The organism is Rhodococcus sp. OK519, from assembly GCF_003051005.1.
Taxonomy (GTDB): Bacteria; Actinomycetota; Actinomycetes; order Mycobacteriales; family Mycobacteriaceae; genus Prescottella.
Genome location: NZ_QAOW01000001.1, coordinates 443,762 through 470,760, shown reverse-complemented (window position 1 = coordinate 470,760; position 26,999 = coordinate 443,762). Strand labels below are relative to the sequence as shown.

Sequence of the window (26,999 nt, the reverse complement as noted above, 5' to 3'; positions counted from 1 at the left end):
CGCATGGGGCTCGCGACGCTCGGCTGCCAGGTAACATTCCCGGGAAGCGGAGGGAGTACACGTGGACGGATGGACACGTGGACCCTGATTGGCGGTCAGCCATCCAACCCAGGTGAACTAGCGGAGTGTCGATGCCCATATTCCAGGACGCAGCTGTGTTGGTCGACGACGTCCACAAATCCTTCGGTGACGTCAAGGCCCTCCAAGGGGTCAGCTTCGAAGCCAAACGCGGAACGGTTCTGGGCATTCTCGGCCCCAACGGAGCCGGCAAGACCACTGCCGTCAAGGTGCTGTCGACGCTGCTGCGTCCCGACAGCGGGCGTGCGATGGTGGCCGGTCACGACGTCGTCGCGCACGCTGCGGAGGTCCGGCGGTCGATCATGATGACGGGCCAGTACGCCGCCCTCGACGAAACTCTCTCGGGGCGGGAGAACATCGAACTGTTCGGCCGTCTGATGGGTCTGGACCGCGGGTCCGCCAAGCAGCGCGCCCAGGCGCTGCTGGACGAGTTCGATCTGCTCGACGCCGGCAAGCGCGCCGTCCGCCACTACTCCGGCGGTATGCGCCGACGGATCGACATCGCGTGTGGCCTCGTCGTCCGTCCCGAAGTCGTGTTCCTGGACGAGCCCACCACCGGTCTCGATCCCCGCAGCCGTCAGGGCGTCTGGTCGCTCGTGACCGCACTCAAGGAACAGGGCATCACGGTGCTGCTGACCACGCAGTATCTCGAAGAGGCCGATCTGCTCAGCGACAACATCATCGTCATCGACCGGGGCGCGGTGATCGCAGAGGGCACCGCGGACCAGCTCAAGGCTCGGACGGGCGGCAGCTTCTGCGAGGTTGTCCCGCTCGATCCGCAGAAGTTGCCGTGGGCTGTGCATGCGCTGGGCAATCTCGTGCCTCCGGAGACCCGGGCCGAGATCGCCCCGGGCGACGACCGATTGTCGATCCCGGCACCCGACGGCGCCTCGACGTTGTCCGAGGCGCTGCGCCGACTGGACGCGGCCGGTATCGAGCTGGCCGACATCGCGCTCCGCCGCCCGTCGCTCGACGACGTCTTCCTGTCGTTGACCGGCCACTCGGCGCCGGAGAGCAGCCGATGACCTCGCCGGCGAAGAGCGCCGCCAACGGAATCGCGATGTCCGCGAGCGCCAGACAGTCCTCGCTGACGGTGTCGGCCAGGCGGATCGGCTCACATCGACGACCCGACCCCAACGGTTTCCAGCAGTGGCTCGCGCTGACCGGCCGGACCCTCAAGACGATGGCGAAGACGGGCGAACTCGCGGTGGCTCTCGTCGCGCCGCTGATCTTCACGATCGGTTTCTACCTTCCCCTGAAGTTCGTGATGAAGCTTCAGGGAATCGACTACGCCCAGTTCCTGATGCCGATCATCGTGCTGCAGGCCATGGCCTTCACCGCGATCTCGGCGTCCCAGCTCGCCTCGGTGGAAGCGCTGCACGGGCTGACTACGCGCTTGAAGACCATGCCGGTGGCCGGCCCGGTTCCGTTGCTGTCGCGGATGACGAGCGGCCTCGTCCGCTCAGCACTGTCCCTGACGGCCGCGCTGGGCTACGGCTACGCCATCGGGTTCCGCTTCAGTGCAGGCGTGGCCCAGGCCGCCTTGTTCTGCCTTTTCGCCTTGGCGATCAGCCTCGCCCTGTCACTCGGCGCCGACGCGATCGGGACGCTGTCGAAGTCGCCGGAGGCCACCGCGCAGGCACTGACATTGCCTCAGCTGATCCTCGGCATGCTGTCGTGCGGTTTCGTGCCCGAGACCGGTTTCCCCGAATGGATCCGTCCGTTCGTCCGTAATCAGCCGATCTCCCAGTTCTCGTACGCGATGCGTGACATGGCCGAGGGCGGGGTCCATACGTCGACCCTGTTTCCCGCGGTTGCCTGGTGTGTGGGGCTGATCGTGGTCTTCGCACCGTTGGCCGTGTGGGCGAGTTTGAGGCGAAAATGAGCGAGTTCCAGGAATCGACGATGACCTCCACGAACACTTCGGTGATCGCACCCGATGCGTTCGACTTTCCGGCGCCCACCCAGCCGTGGCCGGAGTCGTCGCTCCGAGCACTGTGGGGACACAGCCTCATCCAGTGCAAACGCCTGTTGACGCGCTGGTCGCGCGATCCGTCCACGATGATCCAGGCACTCCTGTACCCGGCGTTGACGCTCGTCATGTTCCGCATCGTCATCGGCAACACCGTCACCGCGGCGACCGGACAGGCCGCCATCTACGGCCAGGTCCCGATGATCATCCTGATCGGCGCCATGTTCGGGTCGATCGTCAGCGCGGTCGGACTGAAGGTCGAGCGCAAGACCGGCCTGCTGTCCCGATTCTGGACGCTGCCGATCCATCGGGCTGCCGGACTGGTCGGCCGAATGATGGCCGAGGCAATTCGTGTCCTGGTGACGACCATCGTGATCCTCATCGTGGGAATTGCGCTCGGATTCCGTCTCACCCAAGGCTTCCTGCCGAGCGTCCTGCTACTCATCCTTCCGATCATCTTCGGGATGGGGTTCGCCATGATGGTGACCGCTCTCGCGACGGTCTCCGGCGATGCGCCGTTGGTCGAGCTCGTCTCGATCGGCTGCACACTCCTGATGTTCTTCAACTCGGGATTCGTCCCTGTGATGGCATACCCGACATGGCTGCAACCGGTGGTCGCAGCGCAGCCGATGTCGTGTGCGATCGACGCGATGCGCGGGCTTGCCCTCGGTGGACCGGTGTTCATACCCGTGATGCAGACCTTGGCTTGGTCGCTCGGAATGATCGCGGTGTTCGTCTACCCGGCGATCCGCGGCTACCGGCGCGCCGCGGCCACCGGCTGATCCGCCCCGGCATTCGCATCTGGGTCCGTACCGGGAACCGGGCCGTCCGGAATCCATTCCACGTTCGCCCCGTCCAGGGCGCGGATGTGCGTTTCATCTGATATTTGTTTCAGTGAGTTCAGAGGGTTGGGTTTTCGTCCGCTGCGCTTCATCCCTCCCCTTTTCTGTTCTCCAGGAGCATCCGAATGGTTCTTCGGCGGCGTCCGGCGGCGAGATTCCTCGCGGCCGCGGCTGTGGTCTTCCTCGGCGCACTCGGTTTTCCACCGCCCGCCGCGACAGCGAATCCAGGGCTGGGCCGAGCCGACCTACCGTCGGCTCTCGCCTCGCCCATACCTCCCCCCGGCGCCAACGACTGGAACTGCCGCCCCACCGCGCGACACCCACGTCCGGTGATCCTCGTCCACGGCACCGGCATGGACATGCGCAGCTGGGGCACGCTGTCCCCCACATTGCAACGCGAGGGCTACTGCGTCTTCGCCCTGGACTACGGCCGGGCGACGGGCGCGTGGGGTCGCGGCGACATCCGTGCCTCGGCGCGTGAGCTGGCGGGCTTCGTCGATGCGGTCCGGGGACGGACCGGCGCCGCACAGGTGGACGTCGTCGGCCATTCCCAGGGCGGAACGATGACGAGACAGTACCTCCGGTTCGAAGGTGGTGCAGATCAGGGTGATCCGTCGCGCAACAAGATCCGCAGCCTGGTGATGCTGGGCCCCACGACACACGGCACGACGTTCGGCGGCCTGCAAACCTTCGTCGACGCCTTCACCTCGCTGCGACTCACCGACGAGCCGACCAACGAATGGCTCGCCGGCGTGGGCTTCGGGGTGGCCACGTATCAGCAGATGATCGGATCGAAGTTTCTCTCCGACCTCAATGCCGGCCGCGAGACGATGCCCGGTATCGACTACCGGGTCATCGCGTCCCGCAGCGACACGGTCGTCACGCCGCCCGAAGGGTCGTTCCTGGTCCCCGCCCCCGGGTCGTCCGTCCTCAACCAATGGATCCAGGACAGTTGCCCGGCGGCGAGCGTCTCGCATGTGGGGCTCCTCGACGATCCGCGCTCGGTCTTCCTGGTACGGCGAGCACTGGACCCGAGCCTGCCCGGCGCGGTCCACTGCTGACGTGAAACCCACAGGTGGCCGGTTCCCCTCCGGAATGATCGGTCACCTGTGCGTCCGGTCAGCGACGCAGGTATCGGTCGAGTTCCGGTCCGACCACCTCGAGTGCTGCCGGTGACAGCAGCTGCCGGTGTCCCACCGCGACCGGGACCACGTCGACCGATCCGCGGATGGAATCGCGCCAGCCTGCCACGCCGTCGGCTTCACCCATGTCCGCGCCGAAATAGAGCAGGTCTCCGTCGAAGTCACCCGGACGGTAGCGGTCGAGGAGACCGAACGAATGCGAGATGCTCTCGACAATGCGATCCCAACCCTGACCTGTGATCCGGTCGAACGGTGCCGGCAGTCCGCGCAGGATGGTGTCGACGCGCTCGACATCCAACTGTCGGAGCGCGACGTCTCCGCCGGCGAGTTCGGCCGCGAACTCACCGAGGAGGTCGGCCAATGACGGATCCTCGTACTCGGCGACGCCCGTCTCCGGATCTGCCACATGGCTGTCGAGCATGGCGAGGGTCTGCACCGTTTCGCCCATGCCCCGCAGCAGTACCGCCATGGCGTGGGCGATCGATCCGCCGAGGGACCAACCGATGAGGTGGTAGGGGCCGCTCGGCTGGACTCGCCGGATCCGATCGACGTACAGCGCGGCCCAGTCCTCGATGCTCGAGGGCAGCTCAATGTCTTCGCTCAGAGCGGGCGACTGGATCCCGTAGATCGGGCGGTCCTCGTGGACGTACCCGGCCAATCCGGCGAAGCCCCACGACAGCCCGGTAACCGGGTGGATGCAGAACAGTGGGTCCGAGGTTCCCGAGGCCCGCACCGGCAGCACCACTCCGAGGCCGGCGGCCTCGTCGTCGTCCAGGTCTGCGACGGTGTGCGCACCGGATTCGATCCGCGCAGCGATGCTCTCCACCGTGGGATCGACGAACATCCACTGCAGCGGCAACGCGACGTCGAGAGCGTCGCGCAGCGCGGACACGACGGTCACCGCGACGAGCGAATTGCCGCCGAGGTCGAAGAAGTCGTCGTCCAGACCGACCTCGTCGACCCCGAGCGCGTCCGCGAAGGCACAGGCCACCGCATTTTCGAGTGGCGTCACGGGAGCACGGAACTGCCGCGTCTCGGCCACCGGGGCCGGCAGTGCCTTGCGGTCGATCTTGCCGTTCACGTTCAGCGGAAGGGCGTCGAGTTCGACGAAGACCGACGGCACCATGTAGGACGGCAGGGCGGCCGCGAGGCTTGCTGCAAGTTCGGCGGTGTCGATCGGCGCGGTGCCCGTCGACGCGATGTACGCAACCAGCCGGTCGCCGGATCGGCCGTCGTTCCGCACGACGACCGCCGCCTCGGCGAGGTCGGTGCGCACCCGCAACGCCGCCTCGATCTCGCCGAGTTCGATTCGGAAGCCTCGCACCTTGACCTGGAAATCGGCGCGCCCGACGTAGGCGAGGGTGCCGTCGGTACGCCACGCGACGACGTCCCCGGTGCGGTACATCCGCTCCCCCGCCGGACCGTACGGGTCGGCGACGAATCGGTCGGCGGTCAGCGCCGGGCGGTCGAAGTAGCCGCGCGCCAACTGGGCACCGGCGAGGTACAGCTCGCCGGGCACGCCGACCGGGACGGGACGCAGTCGGTCGTCGAGGACGAGCAGTCGCGTATTCCATTCGGGTCCGCCGATGGGGACCGCGGACCCGGTTGTGTCCTCGACGCGCTGTGCCGTGACCGATACCGCGGCCTCGGTGGGTCCATAGAGGTTGAACAGGTCGGCGGTCCCCGCCGCCACGAAGCGTGCGGCGGTGTCGGCCGGCAGCACCTCGCCGATCGCGAGTACCCGGCGCAGTGTCTCGGGCAGCCGGTCCCCCGATTCGACGAGCAGCGCCTGCAGCATCGACGGGACTGCGTGCAGGGTCGTGACGCCCTCCTGACGCATCAGTGCGTTGAGGTAGGCCGGATCCCGATGGCCGTCCGGGGACGCCACGACGAGGCGTCCGCCCGACGTCAGTGCGGACCAGAACTCCCACACCGACAGGTCGAACGTTGCCGCGGTCTTGAGCAGCGCGGCGTCCGAGGCGTCGAGGCCGTATTCGGCGCGCTTCCATTCCAATTGGTTGACGATCGCCGCGTGGCTGACGGCGACGCCCTTGGGCCTGCCAGTCGAGCCCGACGTGAAGATCACGTAGGCGGTGTTCGCCGGTCGCAGCGGTGACGTGCGTTCGCGATCGGTGATGGGACTGGCGTCGAGTTCCGTGCCGTCGATGATGTCGACGTGCAGCACGGGGAGGTGCACAGGCATCTCGACGTCCTCGCGGGCGGTGGCCAGCACGCAGACCGGCTGCGCCGTCTCGAGGATATAAGCGGTGCGGTCCGCGGGATGGTCCGGGTCGATCGGCACATAGGCGCCGCCGGCCTTCGCGACGGCATACATGCCGACGAGCAGGTCGACCGAACGCCGCATTGCCAGCGCGACACGGGATTCCGGTCCGACGCCCATCCCGATCAGGCGACGGGCCAACCGGTTGACCCGCGCGTCGAACTCCGCGTACGAGAGCCGTTCGCCCGCCGCCACGAGGGCCGGGGCGTGGGGGGCGCCGGCGACCTGGCCGTCGAACAGATCGACCAGCGTGAGGTCGCTCCCGACCGGATGCCGGGTCTCATTCCACCGTCCGAGTACCTGGTCACGCTCGTCGACGTCGATCATCTCGAGGTCCCCGACCGATACCGACGCATCGGCGACGACACCGCGCAGGATCCGCGCATACATCTGCGCGAACCGGCGGACCGTCGCCTCGGTGAACAGGTCGGTCGCGTACGTGAAATCGACGCTGAAATCGGCCGGATCACCGTTCGCGTCCACGTTGTCGACGATCGTGGCGTGCAGGTCGAACTTGGCCAGTTCGAAGTCGACGTCGACCGGAGCAACCGCGAGTCCCGGAAGTTCGAGGACCTCGTTCTTCATGTTCTGGAAGGAGAAGCCCACCTGGAAGAGCGGATGTCGGGCCCGAGAGCGGACCGGGTTGACGACCTCGACGAGACGCTCGAACGGAACATCGTCGTTCGCGAAAGCGTCGAGATCGGTGCTGCGCACGCGTGCGAGCAGATCGACGAACGAGTCCCCGAGGTCGACCTCGACGCGCAGGGCGAGGGTATTGACGAACATGCCGATCAGGTCGTCGAGCGCGGCCTCACCGCGGCCCGCCACCGGGGTGCCGACGACGATGTCGCTGCTGCGCGACAGTCGCGCCAGCAATACCGCCAAAGCCGCGTGCATGACCATGAACGGGCTCGCACCGTGCTTGCGGCCCAATTCCACCAGGCCGCGATGTGTTTCGGCGTCGACCGAAGCTCCGACTGTCGCGCCGGTGTACGACTGCACGGCCGGCCGCGGGAGATCCGTGGGCAGATCGAGCTGATCCGGGATGCCCGCCAGCTTCGCCTTCCAGAAGGCGATCTGCTTCGCGATCAGCGAGTCCGGATCGCTCTCGGAACCGAGAGTCTCGCGCTGCCAGACGGCGTAGTCGGCGTACTGCACGTCCAGCGGAGCCCAGCCGGGAGCGGACCTGGTCGCCCGCGCGACGTACGCGGTCATGACGTCGCGAACCAGTGGTCCCATCGACACGCCGTCCGCGGAGATGTGGTGCACGACGAGCGCCAACACGTACGACGACGGCGACAGTTCGAACAGACGCGCCCGCAGTGGCACCTCGGCCGTCACGTCGAATGCAGTCAGCGCGATTGCGCTCAGCCGCTCGTTCAACGAGGCGGCGCCGACCTGCTCGGGCCCGAAGTCCCAGTCGGCCACCACATCCTGGACGGGGAGCACCGACTGGTACCCGACACCGCCGTGCTCGGGATACCGGGTACGCAGTGCGTCGTGTCTGGACACGACGTCGACGACCGCCTCTCGAAGCGCCTCGACGTCGAGGTCTCCGGTGAGCCGGACGGCGATCGGGATGTTGTTCACTGCCGACTCGGGCTCGAGGCGATTGAGGAACCACATCCGCTGCTGCGCGAGCGACAGCGGAATCCTGCCCTCGTGACGTCGTGCCACGAGTGCGTGCCGGACTGCACCGGTGAACGATTCCAAGCGTGCCGCAAGGGCTTCCACGGTGGAAGCATCGAACAACTCGCGGACGGGGACCCGTGTGTCGAGGGCCGCCCCGAGCCGTGCCACGAGCTTGGTCGCGACGAGCGAGTTTCCGCCGAGGTCGAAGAAGTCGTCGTCCAGGCCTGCCCGATCGACTCCCAACACGTCCACGAAAGCCTGCGCGACGAGCACCTCCGTCTCGGACACCGGGGCCCGGAATTCACGCGCCTCGAAGGTCGGTGCCGGCAGGGCCTGACGATCGAGCTTGCCGACTGCGGTGAGCGGTACCTCGTCCAGGACGATGATCGACGCGGGCACCATGTACGACGGCAGCAGCGACGCGACGTGCGCGGATATCGTGTCGGTGTCGACCCGGTCGGCGAGAACATACGACACCAGCGCGGTCTGCCCGGACGGCATCCGGTAACCGATCGTGGTCGCGAACGACACTCCGGGGCAGTCCGTCAACGCGCTGTCGATCTCGCCGAGTTCGATTCGGAAGCCGCGGACCTTGACCTGGAAGTCCGAGCGGCCGACGTACTCGATCGACATGTCGGTGGCGCCCGCCGCCGCTCCGCTCGGCAACGCGGTCCACCGAACGACGTCACCGGTGCGGTACATCCGTTCTCCCGCAGCGCCGTACGGGTTGGCCACGAACCGGTCCGCCGTGAGCGCGGCGCGCCCGTGGTAGCCGCGCGCGAGCGCACCCCCCGTCAGGTACAGCTCACCAGCGACACCACGGGGCGCCGGACGCAGTCGGGTGTCGAGGACGAGTGCGCCCACGCCGGGGACCGGCCCACCGACCGTGACGGGCTTGCCGGCGAACAACTCTCCTCGCGTCGAGATGATCGTGGTCTCGGTCGGACCGTACGCGTTGAAGAACTGCCGGTCCGGCGCCCAGGTCCCGACGAGTTCGGTGGTCGACGCGTCGCCGCCGACGGACAGCAGACGCAGGTCGTCGAGGCCCTCGGGGTTCATCGATCCGAGAACGGCGGGCGTGATGATCGCGACGGTCACCTTGCGATCGGCGAGCAGAGCATGCAGTTCCTCGCCGCCGAGGATCGTCGGAGGTACGACGACGAGCTCCGCACCCGCCGCCGCGGCGAGGGCCCACTCGAACACCGACGGGTCGAAGCTCGGCGAGCAGATGTGCAGCACACGATCCGACGCGGTCACCGAGTACAGCTCCACGGACTGATCCACCAGGCCCGACAGGCCACGGTGTGTCACCACGACGCCCTTCGGCCGGCCCGTCGAACCCGACGTGTAGATCACGTAGGCGGCGTGATCGAGCCGCAGGGGTCGCGTCCGGTCACGGTCGGCGACGGGCTGCGAGGAATGCCCGGCCTCGACGGCAGCCCGTTCGAGATCGTCGAGCGACCACCACGAGACCGCACCCGGCAGATCCGTGATCGAGTCGGCCACGGCGATACCCAGCGCCGCAGCGGAGTCCGTCACCATATGTTCGATTCGGTCCTCCGGATACGTCGGATCCACCGGCACGAAGGCAGCACCGGTCTTCGCGACCGCCCACACGCACAGCACCATCTCCCAGGAACGCGGGAACGACAGTGCGACGACGCTCTCCGGCCCGATGCCACGTGAGATCAGCTCACGCGCGAGAACACTCGAACGCTCGTCGAGGTTCCGGTACGTCAGTGTGATGTCGCCGCAGCTGAGTGCCGGAGCGTCGGGATCCGACGCCACGTTGCGGCCGAGAATCCCGGTCAGGGTCTCGAGTCGCGTCACCTCCGGTCCGGCGACGGCGGTGAGGGCCCCGAGTTCTGGATCCGAGAGCAGAAGCGCATCGCCCACAGGCACCGAGGCGTCGGCGACGAGCGAGTCGAGGAGCCGCACGAATCGCTCGCTGATCGAGACGACGGTCGAAGGGTCGAACAGGTCGGTGGCGTAGGTCATTTCGACCGACAGCCCTGCGCGATCGGAATCGGGGTCGACGACGTCCGAGACGGTTACCTGCAGATCGAACTTGGCGAGCGCGATATCGAAGTCGACACCCGACACGCTGAGCCCGGGCAGTTCCAGGGCCTGCCCCGCCACACCGCTCTGGAACGCGAGAGCGACCTGGAACAACGGGTGCCGTGCCTGCGAGCGTTCGGGGTCGAGGATCTCGACGAGGCGCTCGAACGGCAGGTCGGCGTGTTCGAAGGCGGCCAGGTCGGTGGACCGAACCTGCGCGAGCAGGTCGGCGAAGGACTGCCCGCCGTCGATCTCGGCGCGCAGGACCAGCGTGTTCACGAACATGCCGATCAGGTCGTCGAGCGCGGCCTCGCCTCGGCCGGCGACCGGGGTGCCGATCGCCACGTCCGAGGTGCCGCTCAGCCGTGCGAGCAGCACCGACAGCGCCGCATGCACCACCATGAACGGCGAGGCCGCGTGGGTGCGGGCGACGTCCTCGATCCGAGACCGCAGGTCGGAATCTATCGAGAACGTATGCGTGGCACCACCGTTGGATGCAACCGCGGGTCGCGGACGGTCCGACGGCAGGTCGAGCTGATCGGGCAGGCCTGCGAGCGCGGACGTCCAGTAGGCGGCCTGTCCCGCAATCACCGAGTCCGGGTCGTCCTCGCTGCCGAGAACCTCGCGCTGCCACAGCGCGTAGTCGGCGTACTGCACGTCGAGCGGCGCCCAACCGGGCGCCTCCCCCTGACTGCGGGCCGCGTAGGCCGTCATCACGTCGCGCGCGAGCGGGCCCATCGAGACGCCGTCGGCCGCGATGTGGTGCAGCACCAGGACCAGGACGAGCTCGGTCGGCGACAGTGCGAAAGCCCGAGCCCGGACCGGGAGTTCGGCGGTCAGGTCGAAGCCCGAGAGCGCCCACTCCTCGATACGGCCGGCCAATGCGCCGTCGCTGACCAGCTCGATCCCGAGATCGAAGTCGACGGCGTCCGGGCCGAGGATCTGCTGACTTCCGACTCCGTCGATGTCCGGGAACACCGTCCGCAGCGATTCGTGGCGGGCAAGGACGTCCTGCACCGACAGCGCGAGCGCCTCGGGATCCACGTCGCCCGACAGCCTGATTGCGAGCGGAATGTTGTTCACTGCGGACTCAGGCTCGAGCCGGTTCAGGAACCACATACGCTGCTGCGCCAACGACAACGGAATCCGCTCCGGACGACGACCGGCAACCAACGCCGCCCGCGCACCACCAGCCGACGACTGAACCAGCGCGGCAAGCGCCTCCACCGTCGACGCCTCGAACAACACCCGCACCGGCACCTGCGCATCCAGTGCCGCACCCAGACGGGACACCACCTGCGTACCCAGCAGCGAGTTGCCACCCAACGCGAAGAAGTCGTCGTCCAGACCCACCCGCTCGAGACCCAGGACCTCAGCGATCACACCCGCGACGATCTCCTCCGTCGGCGTCGTAGGCGCACGGAATGCCTTGGACTCGAACACCGGCTCCGGCAACGCCTTACGATCCAACTTGCCCGACGCATTCAACGGGAAAGCATCCAGGACCACGAACGTCTGCGGCACCATGTACGACGCCAGACTCGTCGCCAGAGCAGCCCTCGTGGCGTCCGCGTCGAACGAATCATCCGCCACCACATACGCGACCAACTGATCATTCTTGACCAGCACCACCGACTGCGAGACCTCAGGCCGATCGAGGAGCGCCGTCTCGATCTCCCCCAGCTCGATCCGCAGACCACGCAACTTCACCTGGAAATCGGTGCGGCCCAAATACTCCAGCTCACCCGAAGCATTCCACTTCACCAGGTCGCCCGTGCGGTACATCCGCTCACCGGACACCGACAGCGGGTTCGCCACGAACCGATCCGCCGTCAAATCCGCCCGCGAAACATACCCGCGCGCCAACTGCACACCCGCCAGATACAACTCACCCGGAACACCCACCGGCACCGGCGACAGCCGCCCATCCAACACGAACAACTGCGTATTCCACACCGGCGCACCGATCGGCACACCCGTGGTATCGGCAGCCGTGACCTCGTGGAACGTCACATCCACCGCAGCCTCGGTCGGGCCGTACAAATTGTGCAGCGCCGCACCCGAGATCGACCGGAACCGATCCGCAGTCTGCGCCGGCAACGCCTCACCGGAGGCAAACACGTTCCGCAACGTCGACACACTCTTCGCTGCCGGCTCCGCCACGAACACCGACAACATCGACGGCACGAAATGCGCGGTCGTCACACCGTGATCGACCATGGCATTCGCCAGATACGCCGGATCCCGATGACCATCCGGAGCCGCCACCACCAAACGCGCACCGGTCTGCAACGGCCAGAAAAACTCCCACACCGACACATCGAACGTGAACGGCGTCTTCTGCAACACCACATCATCAGCACGCAAACCGTACTCGGCCTGCATCCACACCAAACGATTCACAATCGCCGCATGCTCGACCGCCACACCCTTCGGCCGACCCGTCGAACCCGACGTGAAAATCACGTACGCCACATTCGAACCACGCAACGGAGCAACACGATCCGCGTCCGACAGTGGCGCGTCCGAATACTCCGAGACATCGGTGTCGTCGAGGTTCACGACGGAGACAGACCTCTCCCCCACAATCTCGAACCCGTCTCGCGCAGTCGACAACACCAACGCGGGCGCAGCAATGTCGAGGATGTAGCCATTGCGATCGGCCGGTTGATCCGGATCGATCGGAACGTAGGCGCCGCCCGCCTCGAGCACCGCGTACATGCCCACCAACAGATCCAACGAACGCCGCACGCCGAGGCCGACGAGCGAGTCGGGTCCGACACCGCGATCCACCAGCAGACGGGCCGTCCGATGCACTCGCGCAGCGAACTCGCCGTAGCTCAGCGCCTCGCCCTCGAACACCAACGCCGTCGCGTCCGGCGTCCGCGCCACCTGCGCCTCGAACAGACCCACCAACGTGTCATCCGAAACCGGGTGAGACGTCGCGTTCCACTCCTCGACCACCAGTGACCGCTCGGCATCCTCGAGCAACTCGATATCGCCGACGAGGATCTCGGGGTCCGTGACGACCGAGCCGAGAAGGCGCACGAACCTGTCTCCGAACGCGTGCATCGACGGTGCGTCGAACAGATCCGTCGCGTACGTGAGCGCGACCGTGTAGGCCGACTCGTCCGATGCCTCGAGCACCGTGACCTGAAGATCGAACTTGGCTGTGGCGGAGTCGAACTCGACCTCGGAGACCGCGAGGTCGCCGAGCGCGAACTCAGCCTTCCCGAGGTTCTGGAAGGTGAGCATCACCTGGAACAAGGGATGACGCGATTGTGAGCGTGCCGGATCGAGGATCTCGACCAGACGCTCGAACGGCACGTCCGCGTGCCCGAACGCCGCGAGATCCGACGATCGCACCTGCGTCAGCAACTCGTCGAACGACGCTCCCGGCTGCACATCGGCGCGCAACACCAAGGTGTTCACGAACATGCCGATCACGTCGTCGAGCACCTGCTCGCCCCGACCCGCCACGGGAGTACCGACCGCGATGTCCGACGTCCCGCTCAGGCGCGCCAAGAGCACCGACAGCGCCGCATGCACCACCATGAACGGCGTGGCGGCGTGCTGGCGGGCGAACTCGTCGATCGCTGCCGACAGGTCGGCGTCGAGACCGAACCGGTGCGTGGCACCGCGGTTCGTCGCGATCGCGGGGCGCGGACGGTCCGCGGGCAGATCGAGCTGGTCCGGAAGGCCCGTCAGGGCCTGCGTCCAGTAGCCGATCTGCCGCGACATCGCCGAATCCGGATCGTTCTCGGCACCGAGAACCTCCCGCTGCCACAGCGTGAAGTCGGGGTACTGCACCGCGAGCGGTTCCCAGGTGGGCTCGACTCCCGCGGAGCGGGCAGCGTAGGCCACCATCACGTCTCGCGTCAGCGGACCGATCGAGAAGCCGTCGGCCGCGATGTGGTGGACGACGAAGACCAACGCGTGCTCGGTCGGCGACACCGCGAGCAGCGCGGCCCGCAGCGGGATGTCGACGGTGAGATCGAATCCGGTCCCCAGCAGAGCGGCGACCCGGTCGAGAAGGCCGTCCGCCGAGACATTCTCGATGGGAAGCAGTTCGCCGATCTCGGTCGACGGACGGACCACCTGGTAGCCGACACCGTCGATGTCCGGGAACACGGTCCGCAGCGACTCGTGCCGACTCACGACATCCGTCACGGCCGACTGGAGCGCCGCGACATCGAGCGATCCGGTGAGCCGGATCGCGACGGGAACGTTGTTCACCGTCGACTCGGGCTCGAACCGATTGAGGAACCACATCCGCTGCTGCGCGAGCGCCAGAGGAATCCGCTCCGGGCGCGGGCCCGCCACGAGTTCCTTGCGGGAAGCCCCCCGGGATTCGCCCGCGACCTGCGCTGCGAGCGCCTCCACGGTCGAGGACTCGAACACCGTACGCACCGGAATCTGCACGTCGAGAGCGGAGGACAGTCGGGAGACCACCTGCGTCGCGACGAGGGAGTTTCCGCCGAGTTCGAAGAAGTCGTCGTCTCGGCCCACGCGGTCGACGCCGAGTACGTCGACGAAGACTGACGCGACGAGTTCCTCGGTGGTCCCGACCGGTGCGCGGAATTCGCGCGCCTCGAAGATGGGCGCGGGCAGCGCCTGTCGATCCAGCTTGCCCACCGGGGTCAATGGGATCTCGTCGAGCAGCATCACCGTCGCCGGCACCATGTGGCGCGGCAGCGACCGGCCCACGAATTCGGGAAGCACGGATGTGTCGAGCGAACGCCCCGGAACGGCGCGTACGTAGGCGGCGAGAACCTTGCTGCCCGTGTCGGATTCGTGCGCGATGACCGCAGCGAAGTCGACGTCGTCGTGCGAGGCGAGGACCGTCTCGATCTCGCCGAGCTCGATGCGGAAACCGCGGATCTTGACCTGGAAGTCGGAGCGGCCGACGTACTCGATCTGCTGCTCGGCATTCCACCGCACCACGTCGCCGGTGCGGTACATCCGGGTGCCCGGCTCACCGAACGGGCAGGCGACGAATCGCTCGGCAGTGAGCGCGGACCGGTCGTGGTAGCCACGCGCGACGCCCGGGCCCCACGCGTACAGTTCGCCGGCGACACCGACCGGTGTCGGGCGGAGTCGATCGTCGAGCACGACCAGCGACATGCCCTGGGTCGGGCCGCCGATCGTGATCGGCTGTCCGGGAACGAGGGGGTCCGAGATCGCCGTCATGATCGTGGTCTCGGTGGGACCGTAGCCGTTGAAGAACCTGCGGCCGGAGACAGCCCACCGCGCCACCAGGTCCGGAGGGCACGCTTCACCGCCGACGACGACGTCGAGGAACGTGTCCAGACCCGTGGGGTCGACGGAGGCCAGCGCAGCAGGAGTCACGAATCCGTGGGTGACCTGTTGCGTGGTGATGAGTGCTGCCAGTTCCTCGCCGCCGTACACCGTGGGTGGCGCGATCACCATCGTCGATCCCGCGCCCACCGCAAGGAGCAGTTCGAGGACGGAGGCGTCGAAGCTGGGCGAGGCGAAGTGCAGGGTCCGCGATTGCGGGGTGAGTTTGTACCGCTGCACCTGTTCGGCACAGAAGTCCCCGAGGCCCGCCTGGGTGACCACGACACCCTTGGGGCGCCCTGTCGAACCGGACGTGTAGATGACGTAGGCGGCGTCGGTGTCGGTCAGGGTCCGGGTGCGGTCGGCGAAGGAGATCGGTTCCGGTGAGCGCTCCGCGAGGGCGCGTTCGAAGTCGTCACCCAGCACCATCCATTCGACCGCGCCGGGGAGGGAAGCGTGAGCCTCGGCGGTGGTCAGGCCCAGGACTACTCCGGAGTCCGCCACCATGTGGGAGACACGGTCGGCCGGATAGTTCGGATCGATGGGCACGTACGCGGCACCGGACTTTGCGACACCCCAGACCGCGGACACCGATTCGATCGAGCGGGGTACGGCGATGGCCACCGAGTCGCCCGGGCCGATGCCACGCTCGATGAGGATGCGAGCGAGCCGCGAGGACCAGGCGTCGAGGTCGGCGTAGCTGCGGGAGCGGTCTCCGTCGACCAGGGCGGTCGCTGCCGGGGCCCGTTCGACGGCGGCTGCCAGCAACTGCGGCAACGTCCGTGTCCGGGTACGACTCCGTCGCGCGGGTCGTTCCCGACGCTCGGGGCGCGGGCGGCGCGCCCGCTTCCCCTCGTTACCGTCCGTTCCCTGCAGCTCCCGACCCTGCTCGCTCATGCGTTCCGAACACCTCGTGTACCGCTCGTCGGCATCTCACAACGCACCACAGTGACTCATTCCTCACATCGACATCGCCCAGAACAAACCATCATTATCGCCTCACACCGACCACGCGTTCGCGCCGGCAACGACACGTCGGACGTCCGGGGCGCCCTCCGAGCCTTCGCCGTCGGTGAGCACCAGGACGTCCAGGTCCTCGAGTTCTTCCACGTCGAGCGCCTGTGCGCAGGCATTCGACACGAATGCGTGGGTCACCCATTCGTCGGCCAGAACGTCGGTGACGTTACTGTCCGAGGCTTCGGTGACAACGGTCACCGCGCCCGTCGTGGCCGCCAGCAGCAGCTCCGTGACGGCCCAGATACTCGTCAGCGGTTCGAGGCATACGGTCCTCGACTCGTAGGTGACCTCGTACGTGGCGCGGTCCCGTTCGGCCAGCGCCACCGCGTGTCCGTGACTGAGGACGAGTGAGTTGTCGGCCAGGGTGACGGCCGGATCGCTCGCCTCGAGCAGGCGGGTCCGCTCGGAGTACGAGACGGGCCTGCCGGGCTGCTCTTCGATCCGCGCCAGGTCGGCCGCGTCGTCGAGCACGATCCATTCGACGCCCTCGTGGTCGGCGTCCCGGTAGCGGGAATCGGTGATCCCCACCTTCGCCGGAAGATCGGAGACGAACGATTCCCGAGTGATGGCAGTGTCGATCGGCGCGAGTGCTGCGCCCGACTTGAGCACCGCCCACGCCGCGATCACGGCGTCGGCGGATCGTGTGAGGGCAACCGGCACCCGGTAGCCGGGCCCCACACCCTCCGCGATGAGAACGCGCGCCAGCCGCGACGACCGTTCGTCGAGTTCGCTGTAGCTGATCTCGGTTCCGTCGTCCGAGATCGCCGGGGCCTCCGGATCCGCCTCGACCACCGTCGCCAGTACCTGCGGAAGGGTGCTGGTGCTGGGTACGACCGCCCCCGCAGGATCCGCTGCGGCGGACTGCGGTGCGGAGAACCCCGGCAGGACTCCGCGTTCATCCTCGGACACGATCTCGATGTCACCGACGACGGCCTTGCGGTCGTCGACGATCGCTTCGAGGATCCGAACGAAACGCTGTCCCAACGTCACGACGGTCGCCTCGTCGAACAGGTCGGTGGCGTACGTCAGGATCGCCTCGAGGTTGCCCGAATCTGCCGGAATCAGCGTCAACTGCAGGTCGAACTTCGCGGCCCGCTCCGCATCCGGGACGCTGCTGACGGTCAGGCCGGGCAGTGCGAGGTTCGCCTGCTGCTGGTTCTGGAACGACAGCACCGTCTGGAACAGCGGATGCCGGGCAGACGAGCGGTCCGACGAGACGGCCTCGACCACGCGCTCGAACGGCAGGTCGGCATTGGCGAAGGCGGACAGGTCCGTCTCCTTCGCCCGCGCCAGCACGTCCGTGAACGTCATGGACGACGCCAGTTCGGTGCGCAGCGCAAGCGTGTTGACGAACATGCCGACGAGGTCGTCGAGCGCCGCGTCACCACGACCGGCGACCGGCGTACCGACCGTGACGTCCCACGTGCCGCTCAGTCGCGCGAGGAGGACCGCCAACGCACTGTGGGCCACCATGAACAGCGAGGAGCCCTCGGCGCGCGCCAACGATTCGAGTGCCGTGTGGAGTTCGGCGGGAATCGTGAACTCGGTCTCGGCGCCGCACATCGACGCGACCGCAGGGCGGACCCGGTCGGTCGGCAGTTCGAGCTGATCCGGTGCGCCCGCGAGGGCGCGCACCCAGTGTTCGAGCTGACGGGCCGCGACGCTTCCCGGCTCATCGGTGGAGCCGAGCACCTCACGCTGCCAGAGCGCGTAGTCCGCGTACTGCACCGGAAGTGGCGCCCACTGCGGCATGTCGCCCTGCACCCGTGCCGCGTACGCCGCGACCAGATCCCGTGCCATCGGTGCCATCGAGACGCCGTCGGCACTGATGTGGTGCACGACGAACGCGAAGACATGCGTGGACTCGTCGAGCCGGAACAGGCCGGCCCGCAACGGCACCGCGCTGCGCACGTCGAAGCCCTGCCCGACGAGGTCCATCACTTGGCGGTGCACTGCCGAGGCGTCCACCGCGACGGGGGTGAGATCGAACTCGACGTCGTCTGCCGCGACGATCGCCTGGTGGGGCCCCTCCGCGTCCTCCGGGTAGAAGGTGCGCAGCGACTCGTGGCGCACCAGCACGTCCCGCAGGGCGGCGTGCAGTGCGCCGACGTCGAGCGATCCCGTCAACTGCATCGCGAGCGGAATGTTGTAGCTGGTGGACTCGGGATCGAGCCGGTTCAGGAACCACATACGCTGCTGCGCCAACGACAACGGAATCCGCTCCGGACGCGGACCGGCAACCAACGCCGCCCGCGCACCACCACCAGCCGACGACTGAACCAGCGCGGCAAGCGCTTCCACCGTCGACGCCTCGAACAACACCCGCACCGGCACCTGCGCATCCAACGCCGCACCCAGACGCGACACCACCTGCGTACCCAGCAGCGAGTTACCACCCAACGCGAAGAAATCGTCGTCCAGACCCACCCGCTCGAGACCCAGGACCTCAGCGATCACACCCGCGACGATCTCCTGGGTCGGCGTCGTGGGCGCACGGAAGGCCTTGGACTCGAACACCGGCTCCGGCAACGCCTTACGATCCAACTTGCCCGACGCGTTCAGCGGGAACTCATCGAGCACGACGAACACCCCAGGCACCATGTACGACGCCAGACTCGTCGCCAGCGCTGCCTTCGTGGCGTCCGCGTCGAACGAATCGTCCGCCACCACATACGCGACCAGCTGATCATTCTTGACCAGCACCACCGACTGCGAGACCTCAGGCCGATCGAGCAGCGCCGTCTCGATCTCCCCCAGCTCGATCCGCAGACCACGCAGCTTCACCTGGAAGTCGGTGCGGCCGATGTAGTCGAGCTCGCCCGCACTGTTCCAGGACACCAGGTCGCCTGTGCGATACATGCGAGACCCGTTCGTAGCAAATGGATTCGCCACGAACCTGTCCGCCGTCAGATCACTCCGGCCGACGTACCCGCGCGCCAACTGCACACCCGCCAGATACAACTCACCCGGAACACCCACCGGCACCGGCGACAGCCGCCCATCCAACACGAACAACTGCGTATTCCACACCGGCGCACCGATCGGCACACCCGTGGTATCGGCAGCCGTGACCTCGTGGAACGTCACATCCACCGCAGCCTCGGTCGGGCCGTACAAATTGTGCAGCGCCGCACCCGAGATCGACCGGAACCGATCCGCAGTCTGCGCCGGCAACGCCTCACCGGAGGCAAACACGTTCCGCAACGTCGACACACTCTTCACGGCCGGCTCGGCCACGAACACCGACAACATCGACGGCACGAAATGCGCGGTCGTCACACCGTGATCGACCATGGCCTTCGCCAGATACGCCGGATCACGATGACCGTCCGGAGCCGCCACCACCAGACGCGCACCGACCTGCAACGGCCAGAAGAACTCCCACACCGACACATCGAACGTGAACGGCGTCTTCTGCAACACCACATCACCAGCGGTCAGCCCGTACTCGGCCTGCATCCACACCAGACGATTCACAATCGCCGCATGCTCGACCGCCACACCCTTCGGACGACCCGTCGAACCCGACGTGAAAATCACGTACGCGACGTTCGAACCACGCAGCGGAGCAACACGATCCGAGTCCGCGACCGGAGAATCCGAGAACCCCGACACGTCGAGGGAATCCAGTTCGACAATCCGTGCCGCCGCCGGAAGGTCGGACGCCTCCCGCGACGTGGACAGCACGAGGGCGGGATTCGCGGTCTCGAGGATGTAGCCGTTGCGCTCGGCCGGTTGGTCCGGATCGAGCGGAACATACGCGCCGCCCGCCTCGAGCACCGCGTACATGCCCACCAACAGATCCAACGACCGCCGCATCCCCAGACCGACGAGCGAGTCGGGGCCGACGCCCTCCCCGATGAGGAACCGGGCCGTGCGGTGCACCCGTGCCGCGAACTCGCCGTAGCTCAGCGCCCCACCCTCGAACACCAACGCCGTCGCGTCCGGAGTCCGCGCCACCTGCTGCTCGAACAGATTCACCAACGTGGCATCCGGGACCGGCTGCGAGGTCGCGTTCCACTCCTCGACCACCCGTGACCGCTCGACGTCGTCGAGCAACTCGATGTCGCCGACGAGCACCGACGGCGCGGACGTCACCGCGGACAGGATGCGCAGGTAGCGGTCGCCGAAGACACGCATCGTATCGGCGTCGAACAGGTCCGTCGCATAGGTCAGATCGATCGACAGCGCACCAGAGTCGGACTCGGTGACGGTGACCTGAAGATCGAACTTCGCGGTCGCGGAATCGAAGTCGACCTCCGAGACCCCGAGCCCGCCGAGCTCGAACGCGGTGAGACCCAGGTTCTGATACGTGAGCATCACCTGGAACAGCGGATGACGGGACTGTGAGCGTGCCGGATCGAGGACCTCGACCAGCCGCTCGAACGGCACGTCCGCGTGCCCGAACGCCGCGAGATCCGACGAGCGCACCTGCGACAGCAACTCGTCGAACGACGAACCGGCGTCCACCTCGGTCCGCAGGACGAGGGTGTTCACGAACATCCCGACGACGTCGTCCAGAGCGGCGTCACCGCGACCTGCGACCGGGGTGCCGACAGCGATGTCCGACGTGCCACTCAGGCGTGCCAACAACACCGACAGCGCCGCGTGCACCACCATGAACGGCGTGACACCGCGCTCACGCGCGAGCTCGACGACGGCGGACTGCAGGGCGGCCGGGACCTCGACGGTTTGGCGGGCGCCGCGATAGCCCGCGACGGCCGGTCGCGGACGGTCGGTGGGCAGGTCCAGCTGGTCCGGGAGACCCGCGAGCGCCTGCCTCCAGTAACCGAGCTGCCGCGAGATCGCCGATTCCGGATCGTCCTCGGACCCGAGAACCTCGCGCTGCCACAGGGTGTAGTCGGCGTACTGCACCGCGAGCGGGGCCCACGCCGGAAGCTGACCGTCGACCCGCGCCGCGTACGCCGCCATGACGTCGCGGATCAGCGGACCCATCGAGAAGCCGTCGGCGGCAATGTGGTGGACGACGAGAACGAGCACATGCTCGGTCGCGGAGGTCGCGAACAAACGCACCCGCACGGGAACATCGACGGTGAGGTCGAATCCGGCCGTCACCAGATCTTCGATGCGCGAAGCGATCTCGGCCTCCGCGACTGTTTCCGAGGCGACCGCTGTCGCGACGTCCGCAGTGGGGCGGATCGACTGGTAGCCCACCCCGTCGACGTCCGGGAAAACGGTGCGCAGCGATTCGTGGCGGTCCAGGACGTCGCCGATCGCCGCGGAAAGAGATGCGACGTCGAGGTCACCGGACAGGCGGATGGCCAGCGGAATGTTGTTCACCGCGGACTCGGGCTCGAGGCGGTTCAGGAACCACATGCGCTGCTGCGCGAGCGACAGCGGAATCCGGTCCGGTCGCGGGCCGGCCACGAGCGGTGTCGTCGCGGCGTCCGTCGATCCGGAGACGCGTGCGGCGAGCGATTCGACGGTCGACGCGTCGAACAGAACGCGCACAGGAACGGTCGTGTCGAGGGCTGCGCCGAGGCGAGCCGCGACCTGGGTCGCGAGGAGCGAGTTGCCGCCGAGCGCGAAGAAGTCGTCGTCCCGGCCGACTCGGTCGACACCGAGAACATCGGCGAACACAGATGCCACCGTTTCCTCGACCGGAGTTGCCGGGGCGCGGAACTGCCGCGCCTCGAACTCGGGCTCCGGCAGGGCCTTCCGATCCAGCTTGCCGCTACCGGTGAGCGGCAGACGATCGAGGACCATCACCACAGCGGGCACCATGTACGCGGTGAGCGAGCGGGCCGCGAACTCGGTGACCTCGGCCGCGTCGATCGACCGGCCGGCGGCAGCCACCACGTACGCAACGAGCTGGTCCCGCACCACGACGGCAGCCACCTGAGCCACCGTGTCGTGCGCCGACAGCACCGCTTCGATCTCACCGAGTTCGATGCGGAATCCGCGCAGCTTCACCTGGTCGTCCGCGCGACCCACGTACTCGAGCACGCGATCGAGCGTCGTGCGCACGACGTCGCCCGTGCGGTACAGGCACGATCCCGGTTCGCCGAACGGATTCGCCACGAAGCGTTCCGCGGTCAGGGCGGGACGCCCGAGGTAGCCGCGGGCCACACCGGCGCCGGCGAGGTACAACTCCCCCGGCACGCCGGCGGGAACGGGACGCAGGCGAGCATCGAGCACGTAGGCGGCGGCGCCGCGGATGGCGCGGCCGATCGTGACGGGTTCCCCGGGAACGAGGGCGTCGGAGATGTTGGACGCGACGGTGGCCTCGGTGGGGCCGTACGCGTTGAACATCTTTCGGCCGGGAGCCCAGCGCGTGACGAGTTCGGGCGGGCATGCCTCGCCGCCGACGACGACGGTACGCAGCGCGTCCAGACCCGCCGGGTCCACCGACGCCAGTGCGGCCGGTGTGACGAAGGCATGGGTGACCTGCTGCGCACGCAGGAGTTCGGCCAGCTCGGGACCGCCGTAGATCGAGGTCGGCGCGATCACCATCGTCGCGCCGGCACCGAACGCCATCAGCAGCTCGAGAATGGACGCGTCGAAGCTCGGCGACGCGAAATGCAGGGTCCGGGAATCAGACCCGATGCCGTACCGCTCCACCTGCTCGGCCGCGAACGCCGCCAGGCCGGCGTGCGTCACGACGACGCCCTTCGGGACACCCGTCGAACCCGACGTGTAGATGACGTACGCGGAATCGGCGACACGCAGCGGCCGGACACGATCGGCATCGACCACGGGCGCGGCGGACTGCGCGGAGACCTCGGCGACGGTCGCGGACTCGTCGACGACGATCCACGGCAGCGTCGCGGGCAGGGAGCCGACAAGCGCGGCGACGGTGATGCCCAGGAGCGCACGCGAATCCGAGACCATGTGCGCGACGCGGTCGGCCGGGTAGTTCGGGTCCACCGGCACGAACGCGGCACCCGTCTTGGCGACGGCCCACACCGCGGTGACGGATTCGATCGACCGGGTGAGCGCGACCGCGACCACGGTCTCCGGCCCGGCGCCGCGCGCGATCAGTGCGCGGGCCAGACGCGAGGACCGGTCGTCGAGGTCGCGGTAGGTGACGGTGTCGTCGCCGGAGACGAGAGCGGTCCTGGCCGGATCCGAGTTCGCTGCGGCGGCAAGGATCTGCGGCAGCAGCAGCGACTCCGTGCCTCCGTCGTCGGCCTTCGCGGTCAGCGCGGACGTCTCCGCGTCGTCGAGCAGATCGATGTCGCCGACCGGGACGGCGGCATCGGCGGTGACGGCGTCCAGCACGCGGATGAAGCGGTCCGCGAACGTACGCATGGTCGACGCGTCGAACAGGTCGGTTGCGTATGTGAGGTCCACGTCCAGACCCCCGGTCGCCGAATCCGTTTCGGCGACGGTGACGGCCAGGTCGAACTTCGCGACCGCCGCATCGAAGTCGACGCCCGACACCGTGAGGTCTCCGAGCGCGAGTTCGGTCCGGTCCATGTTCTGGAACGACAGGACCACCTGGAACAGCGGGTGGCGGGCCTGCGAACGGGCCGGGTTCAGCACCTCGACCAGTCGCTCGAACGGCACGTCCGCGTTGCCGAACGCCGCAAGGTCGGTGTTCCGCACCTCGACGAGCAGGTCGGCGAACGGACGATCGGCACGGACGTCGGCGCGCAGTACGAGCGTGTTGACGAACATCCCGACGAGGTCGTCCAGCGCAGCCTCACCGCGACCCGCCACCGGAGTGCCGATCGCGATGTCGGTGGTACCGCTGAGCCGCGCCAGGACCACCGCCAGTGCCGCGTGCACGACCATGAACGTCGAGGCGCCATGTTCACGCGCGATCGCATCGATCCGCGAGGATACGTCCGCATCGATCGAGAAGCGATGTGATGCACCGGAATTAGTCGCCGCGACAGGGCGAGGGCGGTCCATGGGCAGGTCGAGACGGTCGGGCAGATCCGCGAGCGCCTCTCGCCAGAATTCCACCTGCTGTGCGACAACCGATTCGGGGTCGTCCTCGCTACCCAGGGCGTCGCGCTGCCACAGCGCGTAGTCGGCGTACTGCACGGCGAGGGGCGCCCAGGTCGGCGCGGCCCCGGCCGACCGAGCGGCGTACGCCCCGACGATGTCGCGCGTGAGCGGGCCCATCGAGAATCCGTCGGCGCTGATGTGGTGCACGACCACCACCAGCACGTGCTCGGTGGGCGTGACCGCGAGGAGTCGCATCCGGAACGGGACGGCCGCGGTGACGTCGAATCCCCGCGAGATCGTCTCGGCCACCGCACCGGCAACCTCCGATTCGCTCACCGTCTCGGCGGTGAAATCGACGGCGACCCGGTCGGCCGGCAGGATCACTTGACTTGCGGTGCCGTCGATCTCGGGAAAGACGGTGCGGAGCGACTCGTGGCGTTCGATCACGTCCGACACGGCGACGCGGAGGGCGTCGACGTCGAGGGCTCCGGTGAGCCGGATCGCGACGACGATATTGTTTGCCGCAGAATCGGTGTCGAAGCGGTTGAGGAACCACATCCGCTGCTGTGCCATCGACAGTGGAACGGTATCGGGACGGTCCTGCGCCACCAGCGGTGCCCGGGTGGCGCCACCGGCTGCGACTGCCCCGTCCACCAGGGCGGCGAGCCGCGCGACGGTGGGAGCATCGAAGAAGTCGCGCACGTCGATGCGGATGCCGAGGTCCGCGTTGATGCGCGCGACCACGCGGGTGGCGCTGAGCGAGTTACCCCCGAGCGCGAAGTAGTCGTCGTCGACACCGATGCGGTCGGTGCCGAGGACGTCCGCGAACGTCGCGGCGAGTGTCTCCTCGGTGGGAGTGCCGGGAGCGCGGTACTCACTGGCCAGTGACGAGAAGTCCGGTGCGGGGAGGGCCTTGCGGTCCAGCTTTCCGCTCGCGTTGAGAGGGAACTCGGCCAGCGCGACGAACAGCGACGGCACCATGTACTCGGGCAGACGCGCACTCACGGCAGCCGCCAACTCGTGGCGGTCGACGTCCGCGCCGCCGTCGGTGACGAGGTACGCGACGAGATGGTCGCCCAGGTCGGCGTCGGAGTGCACCACGACGACGGATTGCGAGACCGCCGGATGCCCCAGAAGGGCCGACTCGATCTCGCCGAGTTCGATGCGCAGACCGCGCAGCTTCACCTGGAAGTCGGTGCGGCCGATGTACTCGAGCTCGCCTGACCTACTGACCTTGACGAGGTCACCCGTCCGGTACATGCGGTCGCCGGGGGCGCCGTACGGGTCGGCGACGAAGCGGTCGGCCGTCAGATCCGGCCGTTGCAGGTAGCCGCGCGCCAACTGCACGCCCGCGAGGTACAGCTCGCCCTCGGTGCCGGCGGGGACGCGGCGAAGTCCCTCGTCGAGCACATACAGGTCGGTGTCGGCGACCGCGGCACCGATCGGAACCGTCGCCTCGTCGTCCGCGGTGACCTCGTGGAAAGTGACGTCGACGGCGGCCTCGGTGGGTCCGTACAGGTTGTGCAGCGCGGCACCGGAGATCGCCCGGAAGCGGGCGGCGGTCTGCGGCGGCAATGCCTCCCCGGACGCGAACACGTTCTGCAGCGTCGTGACGGTCGCCGCAGTCGGTTCGGTTACGAACACCGACAGCATCGACGGCACGAAATGCGCGACGGTGACGCCGCGTTCGACCATCACCCGGGCGAGGTACGCCGGGTCCCGGTGGCCGTCGGGTGCCGCGATCACCAGGCGTGCACCGGCCTGCAGCGGCCAGAAGAACTCCCACACCGACACGTCGAAGGTGAATGGCGTCTTCTGCAGCACCACGTCTGCGCCGGACATGGGGTACATGTGCTGGCGCCAGCGCAGGTTGGCGACGATCGCGCCGTGCCCGACTGCGACACCCTTGGGGCGGCCCGTGGAACCGGAGGTGAAGATGACGTACGCGAGGTTGTCCCCGGAGAGAGGAGCACGCCTATCCGCGTCGACGATCGGTTCACCCGAGTGACCCTGCAGGTCGATCTCGTCGATCTTCAGGATCGGGGTGCCGGTGTCGAGCGTCAGCCCGTCCCGGGTCGTCGTGAGAATCGCGACAGGGCGGGCGATGTCGAGGACGTAGCCGAGACGATCGGCGGGATGATCCGGGTCGAGCGGCACGTACGCGCCACCCGCCTTGACGATCGCATACATGCCCACGAGCAGGTCCAGCGAACGGCGGATCCCCAGACCCACCAGGCTGTCCGGTCCCACGCCGAGCGAGATCAGGTGGCGCGCGAGGCGATTGGCCCGGGCGTCGAACTGCGCGTAGGTGAGGGTCACGCCGTCGAACTCGAGGGCGACCGCGTCGGGAGTGCGTGCCACCTGCTCGTCGAACAGCGAGACCAGCGTCGCGGCCGGTTCGGCGGAGGGCCCGGCTGTGGCCGAGTCACCGAGAACTGCTGCGGCATCCTCGAACAGGGCGCTCAGGAGTCCGGACAGTCCCCCGGTCTCCGGCGTCTCCAGCAGACCCGGTGCGACGGTGGACAACACGACCGGGACGAGCGCGTCGATGCCGAGAACCCCGCCCATCGCCGCGTCGAGGGTCTCGATCTCCTGCTTCAGATGCGCGTACGTGACGGTGGTGTCACCGGAGGTCAGGGCGATCCGCTCGGGATCGACCTCGACCACGCCGGCGAGGAGCCGAGGCAGGTCCTCGATCGTGAACGCGTCGACTCCGGGCTGCTGGGCCGCCATGTACTTATGTCCTTCCCGACATCTGAAAC

Annotated in this window: 6 protein-coding genes; 4 read left to right on the top strand and 2 right to left on the bottom strand. The window is 67.8% G+C overall.

Features of this window, described 5'->3' with window-relative positions:
* Positions 1-131: 131 nt before the first annotated feature.
* From C8K36_RS02180 to C8K36_RS02165, 4 genes are all read left to right on the top strand, one after another.
* On the top strand, positions 132-1,103 hold the full coding sequence (locus C8K36_RS02180) for an ATP-binding cassette domain-containing protein (RefSeq protein WP_107983700.1): 972 nt from the start codon (positions 132-134) through the stop codon (positions 1,101-1,103).
* Positions 1,100-1,963, top strand: a complete 864-nt coding sequence (locus tag C8K36_RS02175) for an ABC transporter permease (protein WP_107982798.1) — start codon at positions 1,100-1,102, stop codon at positions 1,961-1,963. The genes C8K36_RS02180 and C8K36_RS02175 overlap by 4 nt, the downstream gene beginning before the upstream one ends.
* A 20-nt stretch (positions 1,964-1,983) precedes the next feature.
* Complete coding sequence (locus C8K36_RS02170) at positions 1,984-2,832, top strand: ABC transporter permease (RefSeq protein ID WP_181319325.1); 849 nt, start codon at positions 1,984-1,986, stop codon at positions 2,830-2,832.
* A gap of 185 nt (positions 2,833-3,017) precedes the next feature.
* Positions 3,018-3,953 carry an esterase/lipase family protein gene (locus tag C8K36_RS02165; RefSeq protein ID WP_107982796.1) on the top strand — a complete coding sequence of 312 codons (936 nt, stop codon included), beginning with the start codon at positions 3,018-3,020 and terminating at the stop codon, positions 3,951-3,953.
* Between the two features lie 58 nt (positions 3,954-4,011).
* Here the strand turns inward: C8K36_RS02165 and C8K36_RS02160 are convergent, their stop codons facing one another.
* Together C8K36_RS02160 and C8K36_RS02155 are read right to left on the bottom strand one after the other, a co-directional pair.
* Complete coding sequence (locus C8K36_RS02160) at positions 4,012-16,200, bottom strand: non-ribosomal peptide synthetase (protein ID WP_107982795.1); 12,189 nt, start codon at positions 16,198-16,200, stop codon at positions 4,012-4,014.
* A gap of 102 nt (positions 16,201-16,302) precedes the next feature.
* Complete coding sequence (locus C8K36_RS02155) at positions 16,303-26,970, bottom strand: non-ribosomal peptide synthetase (protein ID WP_107982794.1); 10,668 nt, start codon at positions 26,968-26,970, stop codon at positions 16,303-16,305.
* Positions 26,971-26,999: the final 29 nt, after the last annotated feature.